A 15,399-nucleotide genomic window follows, 5' to 3' on the forward strand; every position below is an offset into this window, starting at 1 on the left:
CGGATGAACTGTAATCGACAGTGATGCAGATAGTCCGTTGTGGCGTCAAGGCAAGGATCTCGGACGGACGACCGGTCCTTCGTGGGGTGTCATGTGTCACGGATGTCGCCCGGAGCATTGCGTCACTGCATCCTGCGCCGTTCGGTTGACAGTTCGTCGACGGGAGGTCATTTCCGCAAGCCGTCCTAACCGACTGTACCTGACAACAACCGCGCGCGGTCCCGCTACCCATGACCTATATCGTCACCGATGCCTGCGTGAAGTGCAAATTCATGGACTGCATCGAAGTCTGTCCGGTGGACTGCTTCTATGAAGGTGAGAATTTCCTCGTCATCGCGCCGGATGAATGCATCGACTGCGGAGTCTGCGAACCGGAATGCCCCATCGACGCCATCAAGCCGGACACCGAGGACGAGCCTGACGGCAAATGGCTGCAGATCAACGCGACCTATGCCAAGGTCTGGCCCAACATCACCGTCAAGGGCACACCGCCGGCCGATCGCGAAGCCTTCGAGCGAGAAACCGGAAAGTTCGAGAAATACTTCAGCCCGGAGCCCGGCAAGGGCCGCTGACTCGATGGGAACGGCGCGGCCCGTTCCCGAACCTTAACGTACGTTTTGAAATTGCCGCCTTTTGTGATATGTTCTCTCACATTGGGTCGGGCGGTGAGCAAATCATGCGTGCCGCCCGCATTTGCGACAGAATCCCGCCCACGAAGGCGGGATCGGCCAGAGGTTCGGTGATCCGTTTCCACATCTGACGTCTTTATGCCTTGCCGACCGACGGAGTTTCCGGCGGTTGCGAAGCTGTTTTTGTCAGGTGTCCTACGCATCCTCGCCCCTGCGTCCGAGAAAGGAATAACATGACGAGCAAGACGGGTCTGGAATTCAAGGTCGGCGATGCGGTGGTCTATCCCGCACACGGCGTGGGCAAGGTTGCTGCGGTCGAGACTCAGGAAGTCGCAGGGATGAGTCTTGAGGTCTATGTCGTGACCTTCGATCACGAGAAGATGACCCTGCGCGTGCCGACCAAGAAGGCCAAGACAGCCGGCCTCCGGTCACTGGCCAATGACGACGTCGTCAGCCGCGCCCTCACGACCCTGAAGGGTCGCGCACGGATCAAGCGCACCATGTGGAGCCGCCGCGCCCAGGAGTATGAAGCCAAGATCAACTCCGGGGACCTGATCTCGATCGCCGAGGTCGTCCGCGACCTGCACCGCGCGGACAGCCAGCCGGAGCAGTCCTATTCCGAGCGCCAGCTCTATGAATCGGCACTCGACCGGATGGCCCGTGAAGTGGCGGCCGCCAACCGCATCGACAAGGACGCTGCCGTCAAGCTGCTGGCCAAGTCGCTGAGCGCCAAGAAGGCCGTCGTAGCGGCCAACGAAGCGGCAGAGGCCGCCGATGCCGACTCCGAGGCCGAAGCCGCCTGAACAGCAGACGACCGCTGAACACTGAAAAGGCCCGGGAGCAATCCCGGGCCTTTTTGCTGTTCTCGGCAGGGACACCTCGACGGACTAGAAATACTCCGCGCCGGCCGGGCACTGGGCCGAGATGCGCCGCGCATTGATGCTGGCGGGCAGATAGGGCGTGCCCCGGGCCAGCTGGGCCCCGCCACGAAACCGGAAACTCTCGGCTTCATAGGGTCCGTTCAGCCGGACATTGACGCGACGGCCCTTCTTGTCCGTGCAGGTGCCCTCGAACCGGGCATTGCCGCCGCCGACTTCCCGGACCGGATAGGTGCATTGCCAGCGCCGCGTCGAGAGCCCGCCGAAGAACCGGTTGATCTCGCTGGCCCGGACGCATTTCTGCTCGGTGTCGCGAATGCCCACGGCCGTGGTGGTATACTCCCAATAGCCGGGCTGGGGCGTCGGCGCCTGGGCCTGTCGCGCCGAGGAGGGGACCGCGAGCAGCAGGGCACCTGCCAGAGCAGGCGCGGCCACGGCCAGCAGACGGGTCAGGCGGGGACGAACGGTCATGGTCGGACTTTCGGGTGACACGGCGATGTGGATAGCCTGACTATATGGCGGCAATTGAACGAGGTCTGAACGATATCCTCCCCGTCGCGCAGCGATGGGGAGGGGGACCGCGCGCAGCGGGGTGGAGGGGCTGGCTGACCCGGACACGGACCGGCGGTTTAGCGGGCATAGCCCCTCCACCCCTTCGGGGTCCCCCTCCCCGCTGCGCGGGGAGGAAACACTGTCCTCCCCATCGCGCAGCGATGGGGAGGGGGACCGCGAAGCGGTGGAGGGGCTGGTTGACCCGGACAGGGTCCCCTCCGCACGGCACAGGAGGGAATCCGAAGCCTTGACGGATCGATCCCGGTTCCTCTATACGGCCCCCTCTCGCGCAGGGGGCTCCCTTGCGCGTCTTCATTTCATGCCTCGCGCCGGTTTCGTTCAAGCCGACCGCGATGGCCTCGTCTTAAGGATTACGCGATGTCGCGTCGTTGCGAACTCACCGGTATCGGTCCGATGGTCGGAAACCGCGTCAGCCACTCGAATGTGAAGACCAAGCGCCGCTTCCTGCCGTCGCTGAAGAAGGTCAAGCTGGCGTCTGAAGCCCTTGGACAGTCCTATACCCTGCGCATCTCGAATGCCGCGCTGCGCACCCTCGACTACAAGGGTGGCCTGGACGCCTATATCGTCAAGGCCGGCGACGAGCAGCTGTCGCCTGCCGCCCAGAAGATCAAGCGTCAGATCAAGGCCAAGATCGCCGATCTCGCCGCTGCCTGATCCGGGCAACAAACCATTCTGAACGAGGCCGGTGGAAACACCGGCCTTTTTCTTTGCCCGTCCGGCATTGATCGTTAGGCTTATGCCCTGTCCTTGCTGGAGCGTGGCGTGAGATCGATCAGTCTTCTGGCGGGTGTCGCTTTCGCGGCGCTTGCGTCCGTTACCGCCGCCCAGACCCTGCCGGCACCCCCGGCCTCCACTGCCTTCACCCTGTCCAGCGGCACGCCGCGTACGCCGGAACAGTTGGCGGTCCGGTTCGACGTCGCCGATCTGGCGATCCGCGTCCTGCCCGAGACCGAGTCCATCGACGCTGTCGCCACCCTGACCTTCACGGCCACGGCCCCGCTGGAGCGGATCGTGGTCGAGCTGGACAACCGCTTCGACGTCAGCGCGATCGCAGTCGACGGCCAGGCGGTCGGGTCCGATCGCTGGTCCAATCCTGAGGGCCGGCTGACGCTCACCCTGCCCGCGCCGCTGGCGGCCGGACAGACCACAGCGATCCGGATCGCCTATTCGGGCCAGCCCCACAGGGCCCGTAACGCGCCGTGGGATGGCGGCTTTGTCTGGCGCAGGACACCCGACGGCAAGCCCTGGGTCGCGACCGCCGTGCAGGGCGAGGGCTGCGACCTGTTCTGGCCCTGTATCGACCACCCACAGGGCGAGCCGGGCCGGGTCGATCTGCATATCACCGTGCCTTCGGACCTGGCGGCCCCCTCGAACGGCCGGCTGGTCGGCAAGACCGAGAACGCCCCCGACGCCGACGGCCAGGCGACCACGACCTGGCACTGGTCCGCCCGCGATCCGAACACCTATGCCATCGCTTTGACTGTCGGCCCCTATCAGGAGATCGCGGCCCCGTACGAAAGCCGCTTCGGCAACACCATCCCGATGTACTTCTGGCATCTGCCGGTCGCCGACGCGACGAAGCCGCAGGCCCTGTTCGACCAGTTCGCGCCGATGCTGGACTTCTATGAGGCGACCGTCGGGCCCTTTCCGTTCGGTGACGAAAAGATGGGGGTGGTCGAGACCCCCTTCCTCGGCATGGAGCACCAGACGATCAATGCCTATGGCAACGGCTACAAGCTGGATGGCAAGGGCTACGACTGGCTGTTGCAGCATGAGCTGGCACACGAATGGTTCGGCAACCAGCTGACCAATGTGTCGTGGGACGACATGTGGCTGCACGAGGGCCTCGGCAGCTATATGCAGCCGCTGTATGCGCGGTGGCTGAACGGCGACCGCTACATGCAGACCGAACTGGCCGAGATGCGCCAGAGCCTGACCAACCGGTTCCCCCTGGTGTCCGGTGGCGAGCAGGATGCCGGCACGGTCTATGAAGGCGCGACGGGTCCCGGGCTGGACCTCTACTACAAGGGGGCGCTGGTGGCGCATTCCCTGCGGATGCTGATCGGCGATGAGGCCTTCCAGCGGGCTGTGACCCGGCTGGTTTACGGACGCCCAGACCCCAGGCCAGGCAATTTCAGCCCGCGTTATGCGACCACCCGGGATTTCATCGCCATCGTCAGTGAGGAGGCCAAACGCGACATGCGCTGGTTCTTCGACGCCTATGTCTATCAGGCCGCCCTGCCGGTCCTGACCACCGCAAGAACCGGAGATCGCATGACCTTGGCGTGGTCGGGCGCGGCCGCCTTCCCGATGCCGGTCACGGTCGAGGTGGACGGCGAGCGCCGCCAGGTGCCGATGACCGGGGGACGCGGCGAGATCCGGCTGGAGCCGGGCAGCCATATCCTGATCGATCCGGACAACGCTGTCTTGCGCCAGCTCGACTACATCGACGCCTGGAAGGCTTCGCAGGCACGAAACTGAGGACGGTCAGACGGCCTCGGCCGTGATCGACTGACGGACCAGTTCGCAGCTGCCTTGGGTGCTCAGAAACGCAATGTCGGCGGCGTCTCGCCCGCAGGCGATGCGGACCAGACCCTCGATCGGGGCCAGGCCGGTGGGGTCGACCAGCCACCAGCCATTCGACAGCCAGATCTCGAAGATGGCGTGGAAGTCGGGCGGGGTCAGCTGATACGCATAGGCGCTGACAGCCCGTGCCGGTATCCCCGACGCCCGGCACAGGGTGATCCCCAGATGGGTGAAATCGCGGCATACGCCGGCCCGGTCGATGAAGGTCCGCGCCGCCGTGGTCTCCGAGTCCGACACCCCGCGCTCGTAATCAATATTGTCGCTGATCCATTTCAGGATCGCCAGGACCCGCTCGCCCCCCGTGGTGTCGCCGAACTCGCGCTCCACGAACCGGCCGAACTGGTCCGAAGGGCAATAGCGACTGGGCCAGAGATAGGTCAGCACCTCGGCCGGCAGGTCGTTCCAGTCATGCTGGACCGTGACCGGCGGCAAGCCCTTCAGGATGCCGTTGTCGACCGTGGCCTCATAGACCACCGACACCTCTCCCTCGAGCCGCGCGCGCAGGGTGCGGGCCCCGAATTCGGTGTTCTCGTCCTCATGGAAGTCGACGTGCGGCGTGACCGTCAGGGTCTCGTCCTCCACGGCCTGACCGGGCCAGTGGGCGACCTTGATCTGGTAGATCGCATCCGTCGGCGGGTCGAAACGATAGACAAGCTCGGAACGGACACGAAGTTTCATGGGCGGCCCTGGCTCGCAAAAGTCTTTGGTGAAGGGATCAGCCGCCTGAAACGCCCCGGTACGGGTGCCGTTCCGGGGCAGCGGTGCGCACCCCTTAGCAGGCCTGCGGAGTATGGGCACGCCCCATCAGGGGCCGGCGCGCCGATTCCGTCAGGGCTCGAGCTCGATGTCCCAGTACAGGTAGTCCAGCCAGCTCTGGTGCAGATAGTGGGGCGGAAACCGGCGGCCGGCGTCCTGCAACTGCCAGGCATTGGGGCGAAGCGGCATGCGTCGCACCGGCATGCCCGCCTGCTGGGGCGTACGGCCACCCTTCCTCAGATTGCAGGGCGAACAGGCCGCGACGATATTGTCCCAGGTCGTCCGGCCCCCTTGCGAGCGCGGCAGGACGTGGTCGAACGTCAGGTCGCTGGTACTGGTGCAGTACTGGCAGGTGAAACGGTCACGCAGGAAGACATTGAACCGGGTGAAGGCCGGTGTCCGGTCCTGGTCGACATAGGATTTCAGCGCGATCACGCTGGGCAGCTGGATTTCCATCGACGGGCTGCGCACCACCTTGTCGTAGTGGGACACGACATCGACGCGGTCCTGATAGACCGCCTTGATCGCCTCCTCCCACGGCCAGAGCGACAGCGGATAATAGGACAGCGGCCGAAAATCGGCGTTCAACACCAGGGCGGGAAAGCCGGTGTTTGTGCGGGTCGGGTGCAGCATCAGACGCTCCCGCGCGGCTGATGGATCTGGAATGCCAACGAACTGAAGACGCGTCTCCTTCGATCTGGTGACACCAGCCTATCCCTGATTCGACGCGCTCGCCATGACGATCCGGTGTCTGTTCGGTGAAGATCAGCTACGCACCAGCCCGCCCGGGAAGCCCGGCAGGCTCCAGCCCCACCGCAGGGCACCCGCCCGCAGGGTGAAACCGGCGACCGAGGCGACGATCGCAGCCGGCCAGGTCTCGATCTCCCAGGCGCGCGCCACGACATAGACGGTCGCGGCCAGCAGGGCCGCCGACACCGTGATCTCCCGTCGCAGCAGGATCGAGGGCTGGCCGGCCAGGATATCGCGCACGATCCCGCCGAAACAGGCGGTCAGCGCCCCCATGACGATACAGATCAGCGGCGCGACATCGAACGCCTCCGCCTTGGCCGCACCCAGCACGCCATAGGCCGCCAGCCCGACGGCATCGAGCCACAGCAGGGCCCGGAATCGCCAGGGCCCTGCGCCGATCAGCCACACCGCCAGCGCCCCTGCGAGGCAGACGGCGATATAGCGCCAGTCTTGCACCCAGAACACCGGCGCGCCGATCAGCAGGTCGCGCAGGGTCCCGCCTCCCACACCGGTGATCGCGGCAAAGAAGGCGAACGTCACCAGATCATGCCGCTCGCGCGCCGCCGCCAGCGCACCCGTCGCCGCGAACACGGCCACGCCGGCGAAATCCAGCGCGCCCAGCACGGTCTCGGGATTGGCGATGGCCGGATCGACGATGGGGCTCATGCCGGGGGCTCCAGGCTGATCTCGCCGCGCTTGACCCCGGTATACCATGCCCACAGCAGATGCGTCGCCACGGCGCGGTAGGGTCGCCAGGCCTCGGCCCGCAGATAGGCGGCCTTCTGATCAGGCCGGGTCTCGGTACCGTCGGCCCATTTGATCGCCTCCTGCAGGGCGACATCGCCCCCGGGAAACACGTCCAGCCGCCCCTCGCACATCATCAGATAGGCCTCTGCGGTCCACAGACCGACGCCCTTCAGCGCCGTCAGCGCCGCGATGGCTCCGGCGTCGTCGAGGGTCTGCATGTGCTCCAGGTCGATCCGGCCCTCGATCTGCGCCAGGGCCATGCCCTGTCCATAGGTCGCCTTCTGTCGGGACAGGCCCATGCCGCGCAGACTGTCCAGATCATGCGCCAGCAGGGCCTGAGGCGTGATCTCGCCCAGCCCCGCCTGCAACCGCGCCCACACCGAGGCTGCAGAGGCCACCGACACCTGCTGCTCGACGATCATGCGGAACAGCCCCTCGAACCCGCCGGGACGCAGGCGCCATTCAAACACCGGCGTCCGGGCATCCGCCTGGGCGAGAGCCGGGTCACGGGCCGCAAGCGTCGCCCGTGCCAGAGCGATCACGTCGGGGGTCGGGGCAGTCAGGGTCATCGGAACGTTCGCGCTCGGTCGACAGGTCAGCGGCAGCAATCTAGCGTCTGCCCATGCTCACTCTGGACGAACTTCTGCATCCGATCACCCCCGAGCGGTTCCTGGCCGAGTATCATGGCCGGAAACCGCTGCACATTCCGGCCGGAGACGGTGCCCCCAAGCGCGCCATCCTCGACTGGGCGCGGTTCAATGCCTTGTTATCCCAGACGTCGAGCTGGACCGCCAGCCGCCTGCGGATGGTGCGCGACAATGAACCGATCCCGCCGGAGCATTTCTGCACCGCGGTCACCGACCAGTCGGGCACGACGATGCGACCGTCGCCCGCCAAGGTGGAGGTGCTGCTGGCGACCGGGGCCAGCCTGATCGCCAACGACATCGATCCCCTGGCTCCCGGCATGGCCGCGATGGCCGAGATGCTGAGCCGGGCCTTTGCGGCCAGTGTGTCGGCCAATGCCTATTGCTCGTTCAGCGGGGTCCAGGCCTTCGGGACCCATTTCGACCTGCACGATGTCTTTGCCATCCATTGCGAGGGGGAAAAGACCTGGCGGCTGTACCAGAACCGCGCCGACAGCCCCGTGGCCTATCCCGTCCCGGAGGACCGCCTGCGGCCCTGGTTCGGCCAGACGCGGGGCGCGTTGATGCAGGAGATCCGGATGCGGCCGGGCGACGTCCTGTACCTGCCGCGCGGCTGGTATCATGACGCCCTCGCCGATGCCGAGCCGGGCAATGCCTCGCTGCACCTGACCTATTCGGTGACGCCGCTCTACGGGCGGATCCTGTTCGGCCTGCTGGAGAATGCGGCCATGCAGGATCCTGCCTTCCGCACCTACCTTCCGCCGGCCGGCCAGGACGGGGGTCGGGCGCTCGGCGATCATCTGGTATTGCTCGGCCAGAAACTGGCCGCCCTGACCGCCCTGCCCCAGTTCCGGGACGAGATCGCCGCCGCGCAGGAGCGGCTGGTCCGGCGGCCGGCGACCTATGACCTGCCCCGTCGCAAGGCCCTCAACCTTTATGCCCGCACCAGCCTGCTGCCGCCGGCTTTCACCGGTCCCGTAGCCGAGGCGGTTGGCTGGGCCCTGTCCCAGCCCCGGTTCGCGCTCGAAGACCTGATTGCCGAGTTCGACTTCGTCGCCGAGTCTGACATCCGGGCCGCCGTCGCCCGGCTGGAAACCGCCGGGGCCCTGAAGCGGGTCGACTGAGCGTGCCTTTCGTCACCCGCTTTGCCCCCTCGCCCACGGGCTTTCTGCACCGGGGCCATGCCTTCTCTGCCCTGACGGCCTGGCGCGCGGCGAAGGCGGCCGGCGGTCGCTTCCTGCTGCGGATCGAGGACACGGACTTTACGCGATGCCGACCGGAGTACGAGGCGGCGATCCTCGAGGATCTTGCCTGGCTCGGGCTGGACTGGGAGCGGCCCGTGCGACGCCAGTCCGAGCATCTGGCCGACTATCAGGCCGCGCTGGACACCCTGCGCGATCTGGGTGTGCTGTACCGCTGCTTTCGCACGCGCAAGGACCTGCTGGCCCTGGCCGGCGGCGCACCCCATGCCGATGACCCTGTCGATACCCGGGCCTTCACGGGCGGGCCGATAGCGCCCGACGAGGAAGAGGAACGTCTTTCGCGCGGCGAAGCCTTCGCCTGGCGGCTGTCGCTGGCGGCGGCGCGCGACCGTCTCGGAGACCTCAAGGCCCTGACCTGGGTCGAGCAGGGCACCGACACGCCGGGCCTGAAAGTGGCGGTGCCGGAACGCCTGGGCGACATGGTGCTGGGCCGCAAGGACATCGGGGCGGGCTATGTGATCGCCTCGGTCGTCGACGATGCGCTGCAGGGTGTCACCCACGTCATCCGGGGCGAGGATCTGGTCGAGACGACCTCGATCCAGCGGGTCCTGCAGGCCCTGCTGGGCCTGCCGACGCCGGTCTATTGCCACCACCGGCTGCTGCTGGACGCCCGGGGCAAACGGTTCGCCAAGCGCGACCGGTCCGAGACCCTGGCGGCGATCCGGGCGTCCGGCCTGTCGGCGGAAGCCCTGATCGCCGAACTGGAGGGCTAGGCCCTGCGGCCCTGAGCCTTGCCCTGCCTCAATCCACCCAGTCGCGCTTCAGGCTGCGGGCCGAAATCAGCAGCAGGATCGCGGCCAGGCCATAGAACCACTGGCCGACGTACAGCGAATACCGCAGCGCTTCCTCGCCGAACCGGGGGGTCAGATAATCCGACACCGCGCCCAGCAGATAGATGCCCAGACCGATGCCGACGAGGTTGTTGATCAGGAGGAAGCTGGCCGAGGCCGTGGATCGCATGTGCGCCGGCACCAGATGCTGGACCGCTGTCACCACCGGGCCCAGCCAGGCCAGGCTCAACGCCTGCGGGATCAGGAACAGCGCGAAGGCCAGCCATTTGTTGTCGACGTTCATGGCCAGATAGAACATCGGCACGGCGATGATGAAGCCGATGGCCGGCACCATCGGATAGGCCGCCTTCCTGATCCCCTTGCCCAGCTTGTCGGCCAGCCAGCCACCCAGCCAGATGCCGGCCGTGCCGCCGATGAAGGCGATGCCGGCGATGTAGACCGCCCGCTCGACCCCTTCCATGCCCATGGACCGCTGGAAGAAGCTGGGCAGCCAGAAGGCCGACCCATAGCCATAGACCGAGGAACAGGCCGCTCCGAACGCCAGGAACCAGAAGCTGGGCTTCTTCAGCAGGATGGCCCAGACCTCGCCGAACGAAGCGGCCTTGGTCTCGACGTGGGGCGTGACGATCGCGCCTGCACCCTCGACGGGCTCCGCCCGGTCGAAACCGCCCCGGATCGGATCCTTGACCGTGAACTTCAGCAACGGAGCCAGCAGGACCCCGGCCAGGCCCACCACGATGAAGGCAATCCGCCAGTCGATCAGCGCCGCCAGGATACCGCCGAACAGATAGCCCAGCGCCGTTCCGATCGGCACGCCAAAGGAATAGACCGCAAGAGCCCGTGCACGCTGCGACTTGGGGAAATAGTCCGAGACCAGCGAATAGGACGGGGCCACGCCACCGGCCTCTCCGACGCCGACGCCCATGCGGGACAGGAACAGGGTCCAGAAGCCGCCCGCGAACCCGCACAGGGCCGTGAAGGCGCTCCACACGCCCAGCGACGTTGCCACGATCATGGTCCGGCTCTTTCGGTCAGCCAGCCAGGCGATCGGCAGGGCGAGCGTCGAATAGACGACGGCAAAGGCCGGGCCGCCCAGCAGGCCCATCTGGCTGTCGGTGAAGCCCAGTTCCGCCTTGATGTAGGGGGCCAGGATGGCGAGGATCTGCCGGTCGATGAAGTTGAAGGTGTAGACGACCATCAGCAGGCCCAGCACATAGGCCCGGTAGCCGGGATTGGCGGCGGGACCGATGCCCCGTTCGACCGAATTGATACTCATGCGGATGGGTCCCGACGCTCTGTGTTGCGATGACGGTAGCGGCCGCGTGGGCGGCTGCAAACAAAAAGGGCGGCGGCCCGTGTCTGGAACCGCCGCCCGATGTTCGATTCAGATCTGCCGACCGATCAGAACTTGACCTGCAGGGAGGCAGTGAAGGTCCGCGGCGGGCCGTAGTAGCCGATCTGGCTGTCGTTGAAGGCGGCACCCGGGAAGGTGTAGCCACCGACACGGTATTCCTCGTCGGTCAGGTTACGTCCGTACAGGCCGACCGTGTAGCGGTCGCTCGGGTCGGTCCAGACGGCGGACAGGTCGACCAGCGAATAGGCCTTCTGGTCCAGGATCGGGTTCGGGAACTCGAACAGGCTGTAGTCGTCGCGGAAGCTGACCGACGGCGTGACCGCCAGATCGCCACCGGCCAGTTGTCCGCGCCAGGTCAGGCCGAAATAGCCGGTGAACTCCGGGGCATTCTGCAGGACGACCAGGTTGGCGATATTCTCGAACACCCGGGTGGTCAGGTTGAAGCGGTTGAACTCGTCGAACTCGGCCTGCAGGTAACCGACGGCGACATTGGCCGTCAGGTTGTCGCTGATGGTCAGGGCCCCTTCGAATTCCGCACCATAGATGGTCGAGGAGCCGACGTTGTCGACGAAGCTGGCGATCCCGGTGGTCACGCCATTGACGACGACGGGCACCTGGGTCGTGACCTGCTGGTCCTGGTATTCGTTGTAGAAGGCGGCCGAGCTGAAGCTCAGGCGACGGTCGAACAGCGAACCCTTGAGGCCGATCTCGAAGGAGTCGACGGTCTCGGGGTCATAGCCATTGACCGTCTGGGGGGTCGAGATGGCGTCGCCGCGCATGTCATAGCCACCCGACTTGAAGCCGCTCGACCAGGAGGCATAGCCGGTGACGGCATCGCTGAAGTCGTAGGACAGCGCGACCTTGGGCGAGAAGTCGTTGAAGTCCTTGGACGCCGTATAGTCGGTACGGGCTGCGCCAAGCGTCGGACGCGCCGTACCGCCCAGCAGGGGCGTGCGGGTCGCTCCCAGATAGTTGGCGCGGAACACGTCACCCTTCTTGGTGTCGCTTGTGTAGCGACCGCCCAGCGACAGGTGCAGTCGCTCGGTCAGGTCGATGTTCACGTCCGTGAACAGCGAGACGCTCTCGGTCTCGACGAAGCCTGCGGTTCCGATCGCAAGGCCCAGGTTGCCCGCAATGGTGTCGAAGGCGCCCGATGCCGTGCCGTCCAGATAGAACAGGCCGATCACGCCCTGGATCCGGTCGTACTGGAACAGGGCCTGGAATTCCTGGGTGAACTGGTGGTCCGCATAGATGGCGGGAACGTCCAGCGTCGGGCGCGGCGTATTGTCGAAATCGATCACCGTGTCGGTGTCGCCTTCGCGATAGGCCGTGATCGACTTGACCGTCCAGACGTCGTTCAGGTCGACCTGCGCGGTCAGCGAAACGCCTTCGTTGACGACCGAGTTGCGATCGCCCACGCCGGCGCGGGTGTCATAGACGCTGCCGGGAACGCCGGCATCGGCACCGGTCCCGGCCACTTCGCGGTGACCGTGACGGGGGTTGGAATCATCCTCGACACGATCGGCCGCCAGGCGGAAGAAGACGTTCTCGGCCGGCTGATACTCGACGCTCAGACGTCCCGCCAGGATGTCCTTGTTGTAGTGCTCGGCCCCGGTGTTCAGGTTCTGGCCGTAGCCGTCTCGGTCATAGCTGGCGATGGCGGCGCCGATGCGCAGGGTGTCGGTGACCGGGACACTGCCCGAGGCCAGCAGGTCGATCTGGTTGTAGCTGCCGTAGGCACCCTTCAGCGTCAGTTCGGCCTCGGTCGGGTCCATGCGCGAGGTGACGTATTTGATCGCGCCGCCGACGGTGTTGCGGCCATACAGCGTGCCCTGCGGTCCGCGCAGGACCTCGATGCGCTCGATGTCGAAGATGTCGAGAACGGCACCCTGCGGACGGGCGATGTAGACGTCGTCGACATACAGGCCGACGCCGGGCTCGAAGCCCCACAGCGGATCCTGCTGGCCGACGCCGCGCACGAAACTGATCAGGGTCGAGTTGGACCCCCGGGCGATCTGCACCGTGGCGTTCGGCGTCTGCTGCTGCAGCGCCGTGATGTCGATGGCACCGGTCTCTTCCAGGCGTTCGGCACCGATCGCCGAGACGGCGACGGGAACGTCCTTCAGAGCCTCGTCGCGACGACGGGCGGTGACGACGATCTCGTCGATATTGGTCACGCTCTCGGGCTGGTCCGCGGCCGGGGCTGCGGTCTGGGCCATCGACGCGGTCGCGGCCGTGCTCCACGCCACGCCCGCAAGCAAGGCGCACTTCATCAGTCTGTTCATCGGAAACCCCATCCCTGTCTGTTCCAAGCCGAAAGACGCTTTTATTCAGCGTTCAATGATTTTCACGGAAACTACGCCGTTCGACCGCCTTGTCAAACGGCCAAGCTGGCGTTCCGCAACGTGAGCTCCGGGCTGTGGCGCCGTTGCACCGGCCACTGGCCTGTGCCTAGCTTGGCGCGATGACCAAGCTGGATGCGCCGCCCTCCCGGACCGCCCCGACACCCGCCAGGCGCGGTCGGCCGCCCAAGGCTCTGGCAGGCGGCGGTGCGGACACCCGCGACCTGATCCTCGACGCCGCCGAGGACCTGTTCTCCAAACACGGCTTCTATGGCGTGACCATCCGCGAGGTGGCGCGCGAGGCGGGCGTCGATACGGCCCTGGTCCACTATTATTTCGGGGCGAAGCGGGGCCTGTTCGATGCCGTCTTCCTGCGCCGGGCCGAGGTCTGGAACAACGAGCGGGTCGAGGCCATCAATCGCTATGCGGCTGCATCCGGTGCCGCCATGACGCTGGAGGGCCTGCTCCATGCCTTCCTGCGCCCGCCGTTCGAATGGTCACTCAAGGGCGGGCCTGGCTGGAAACACTATGCCGCCCTGGTGGCCCAGACCAATGCCAACCCGACCTTCGGCGGCGAGACCATGGCCCGCTATTTCGACCCCGCGATCCGGCGGCTGATCGAACTGATCGCCCAGGTTCTGCCGGATGCGCGAGACGTCGATCTTTACTGGGCCTGGCACAATCTGTCCGGGGCCCTGACCCTGACGCTGGGCGAGACCGGACGTCTGGACCGGCTGTCGAACGGCCTGTGCCGCTCCGGCGATCTGGAGACGGCCAGCGACTATATGGTCCGGTTCGCTGCCGCCGGTTTCCGGGCCGTATGCGGAGCCGAACGCCCTATTTCAGCGTGAAGGCCTGCCGTCCGCCGCTGGCTGGCAGGTCGAAGGCTGCGGCATCGAACGCCGGCGGTCCCACGCGACCCCGGGCATCGCGCGAGAACCCGTACGGCTCTTTTGGCAGGCCGATCGGCCAGGTGCTCAGACGGCCATTGCCGTCGGTGTCGTGAAAGGTCCCGACAGCATAGCGTCCGGGCGGCAGGTCGCGGATGGTGACCGTCGTGACCGGACCGGTCCGGGGCACATTGACCGTCCTGAAGGGACCCTCGCTGCGGCGAAAGCTGTCAGCATCGCGATAGACGGCGATCGCCAGCGTGCCGCCCGCCTCGCGCGTGCTCAGCGACAGGACGAGGTCACCCGCCAGCGCAGTCCCCGGCAGGGACAGGCCCGCCAACGCGACGATCAGGCACACAGGTCTCTTCATATCCGTCCCGTTTCATGGTCTCAGGGCACCATCGTGTTCGCGGATCGGGGGATCGTCCAGCCATGACGTCGAAATCACCGTTCGCCCGCCTCGACCCCTCCCTTTCGCGGGGCCTTCTGGTCGCCGGTGTCGGCGGGATCGTCCTGGCACTGACCGGCGCCTTCATGGGCACGGACCAGCCAGTTCTCCTGCGACTGGCCTACTGGATCCCGATCATGCTGTGCGGCGCGGTCTGGGGCCATCTGTGTTCCGGCTGGGTCGAGCGTTACGTCAATCTCGACGAACAGCCCTGGCGCGCGGTGCTGGCCCTCGTGCTGGTCATTTCAGGTCCGTTGACAGTGTTCGTCTGGGCGGCCAGCGGCCTGGCCTTCTCGGGTCGGCTGTATCCCCTCGCCGCCATGGCCGACGTCGGTTTCGCTGTGGTCGTCGTGACCGCCACCATGAGCATGGTGAATGTCTTTCTGGCCAAGGCGCAGCCGGTCCAGACCCATGCCGCACCCGTGGGCACCGCTCCGGCGCGTTTCCCCGACCGCCTGCCCCTGAAGATGCGGGGAGCGGCGATCCGCGCTGTCCAGGCCGAAGACCACTATCTTCGGATTCACACCGACCGGGGCTCGGACCTGATCCTCATGCGGCTGTCCGATGCGCTCGAGGAGCTGGAGGGTCTGGAAGGAGCCCAGACCCACCGCAGCTGGTGGGTCGCGCGAGGGGCCGTCCGCGACGTCAGCCGTGGCGACGGACGGGCCACCCTGACGCTGGACGGCGGTCTCCAGGCCCCGGTCAGCCGCCGCTACGCCAAGGCCCTCCGCGACGCCGGCTGGTACTGA

Annotated in this window: 16 protein-coding genes; 8 read left to right on the forward strand and 8 right to left on the reverse strand. The window is 66.3% G+C overall.

All coding sequences use genetic code 11. The features are described from left to right. Window positions 1-230 precede the first annotated feature (230 nt). Both fdxA and GGR13_RS02855 read left to right on the forward strand, forming a co-directional pair. The gene (gene fdxA, locus GGR13_RS02850; protein WP_183211933.1) at window positions 231-572 is read left to right on the forward strand and encodes a ferredoxin FdxA; all 342 of its coding nucleotides are present in this window, start codon (window positions 231-233) and stop codon (window positions 570-572) included. A gap of 290 nt (window positions 573-862) precedes the next feature. Further along, complete coding sequence (locus GGR13_RS02855; RefSeq protein ID WP_183211934.1) at window positions 863-1,432, forward strand: CarD family transcriptional regulator; 570 nt, start codon at window positions 863-865, stop codon at window positions 1,430-1,432. An 84-nt stretch (window positions 1,433-1,516) separates the two neighbouring features. Here GGR13_RS02855 and GGR13_RS02860 read toward each other — a convergent pair whose 3' ends face one another. Next, window positions 1,517-1,978, reverse strand: a complete 462-nt coding sequence (locus tag GGR13_RS02860; protein ID WP_183211935.1) for a DUF3617 domain-containing protein — start codon at window positions 1,976-1,978, stop codon at window positions 1,517-1,519. A gap of 459 nt (window positions 1,979-2,437) precedes the next feature. Between GGR13_RS02860 and rpmB the strand changes: the two genes are divergently transcribed. Next, window positions 2,438-2,734 carry a 50S ribosomal protein L28 gene (gene rpmB / locus GGR13_RS02865; RefSeq protein ID WP_183211936.1) on the forward strand — a complete coding sequence of 99 codons (297 nt, stop codon included), beginning with the start codon at window positions 2,438-2,440 and terminating at the stop codon, window positions 2,732-2,734. A gap of 108 nt (window positions 2,735-2,842) precedes the next feature. Next, window positions 2,843-4,561 carry a M1 family aminopeptidase gene (locus tag GGR13_RS02870; RefSeq protein WP_343060283.1) on the forward strand — a complete coding sequence of 573 codons (1,719 nt, stop codon included), beginning with the start codon at window positions 2,843-2,845 and terminating at the stop codon, window positions 4,559-4,561. Window positions 4,562-4,567: 6 nt separating this feature from the next. On the opposite strand, the gene GGR13_RS02875 is transcribed toward GGR13_RS02870, so the two are convergent. The 4 genes from GGR13_RS02875 to GGR13_RS02890 form a co-directional block, all read right to left on the reverse strand. Then, window positions 4,568-5,344 carry a transglutaminase-like domain-containing protein gene (locus GGR13_RS02875; protein ID WP_183211937.1) on the reverse strand — a complete coding sequence of 259 codons (777 nt, stop codon included), beginning with the start codon at window positions 5,342-5,344 and terminating at the stop codon, window positions 4,568-4,570. Between the two features lie 150 nt (window positions 5,345-5,494). After that, window positions 5,495-6,055, reverse strand: coding sequence for an HNH endonuclease (locus tag GGR13_RS02880; RefSeq protein WP_183211938.1), 561 nt, complete (start codon window positions 6,053-6,055; stop codon window positions 5,495-5,497). Between the two features lie 132 nt (window positions 6,056-6,187). After that, a complete protein-coding gene (locus GGR13_RS02885) occupies window positions 6,188-6,838 on the reverse strand; it encodes a trimeric intracellular cation channel family protein (RefSeq protein WP_183211939.1) in 651 nt (216 codons plus the stop codon). Continuing rightward, window positions 6,835-7,488, reverse strand: a complete 654-nt coding sequence (locus tag GGR13_RS02890) for a DNA-3-methyladenine glycosylase family protein (RefSeq protein WP_183211940.1) — start codon at window positions 7,486-7,488, stop codon at window positions 6,835-6,837. The genes GGR13_RS02885 and GGR13_RS02890 overlap by 4 nt, the downstream gene beginning before the upstream one ends. A 53-nt stretch (window positions 7,489-7,541) precedes the next feature. On the opposite strand from GGR13_RS02890, the gene GGR13_RS02895 reads away from it, so the two are divergent. Continuing rightward, entirely contained in the window at window positions 7,542-8,687 is a 1,146-nt protein-coding gene (locus GGR13_RS02895) for a JmjC domain-containing protein (protein ID WP_183211941.1), read from the forward strand. Window positions 8,688-8,689: 2 nt separating this feature from the next. Continuing rightward, window positions 8,690-9,538, forward strand: coding sequence for a tRNA glutamyl-Q(34) synthetase GluQRS (gluQRS, locus tag GGR13_RS02900; protein ID WP_183211942.1), 849 nt, complete (start codon window positions 8,690-8,692; stop codon window positions 9,536-9,538). Window positions 9,539-9,566: 28 nt separating this feature from the next. Here gluQRS and GGR13_RS02905 read toward each other — a convergent pair whose 3' ends face one another. Both GGR13_RS02905 and GGR13_RS02910 read right to left on the reverse strand, forming a co-directional pair. Continuing rightward, entirely contained in the window at window positions 9,567-10,892 is a 1,326-nt protein-coding gene (locus tag GGR13_RS02905; RefSeq protein WP_183211943.1) for a spinster family MFS transporter, read from the reverse strand. Between the two features lie 125 nt (window positions 10,893-11,017). Beyond that, complete coding sequence (locus tag GGR13_RS02910; RefSeq protein ID WP_183211944.1) at window positions 11,018-13,255, reverse strand: TonB-dependent receptor; 2,238 nt, start codon at window positions 13,253-13,255, stop codon at window positions 11,018-11,020. A gap of 179 nt (window positions 13,256-13,434) precedes the next feature. Between GGR13_RS02910 and GGR13_RS02915 the strand changes: the two genes are divergently transcribed. Further along, window positions 13,435-14,163: a TetR/AcrR family transcriptional regulator gene (locus tag GGR13_RS02915; protein WP_183211945.1), complete on the forward strand. Its 729-nt coding sequence runs from the start codon at window positions 13,435-13,437 to the stop codon at window positions 14,161-14,163. On the opposite strand, the gene GGR13_RS02920 is transcribed toward GGR13_RS02915, so the two are convergent. After that, complete coding sequence (locus GGR13_RS02920) at window positions 14,150-14,572, reverse strand: DUF2141 domain-containing protein (RefSeq protein WP_183211946.1); 423 nt, start codon at window positions 14,570-14,572, stop codon at window positions 14,150-14,152. The genes GGR13_RS02915 and GGR13_RS02920 overlap by 14 nt on opposite strands. A 62-nt stretch (window positions 14,573-14,634) precedes the next feature. Here GGR13_RS02920 and GGR13_RS02925 point away from each other — a divergent pair, with 62 nt between their 5' ends. Further along, window positions 14,635-15,399, forward strand: coding sequence for a LytTR family DNA-binding domain-containing protein (locus GGR13_RS02925; protein WP_183211947.1), 765 nt, complete (start codon window positions 14,635-14,637; stop codon window positions 15,397-15,399).

It is taken from the genome of Brevundimonas variabilis (assembly GCF_014199945.1).
Classification (GTDB): domain Bacteria; phylum Pseudomonadota; class Alphaproteobacteria; order Caulobacterales; family Caulobacteraceae; genus Brevundimonas; species Brevundimonas variabilis.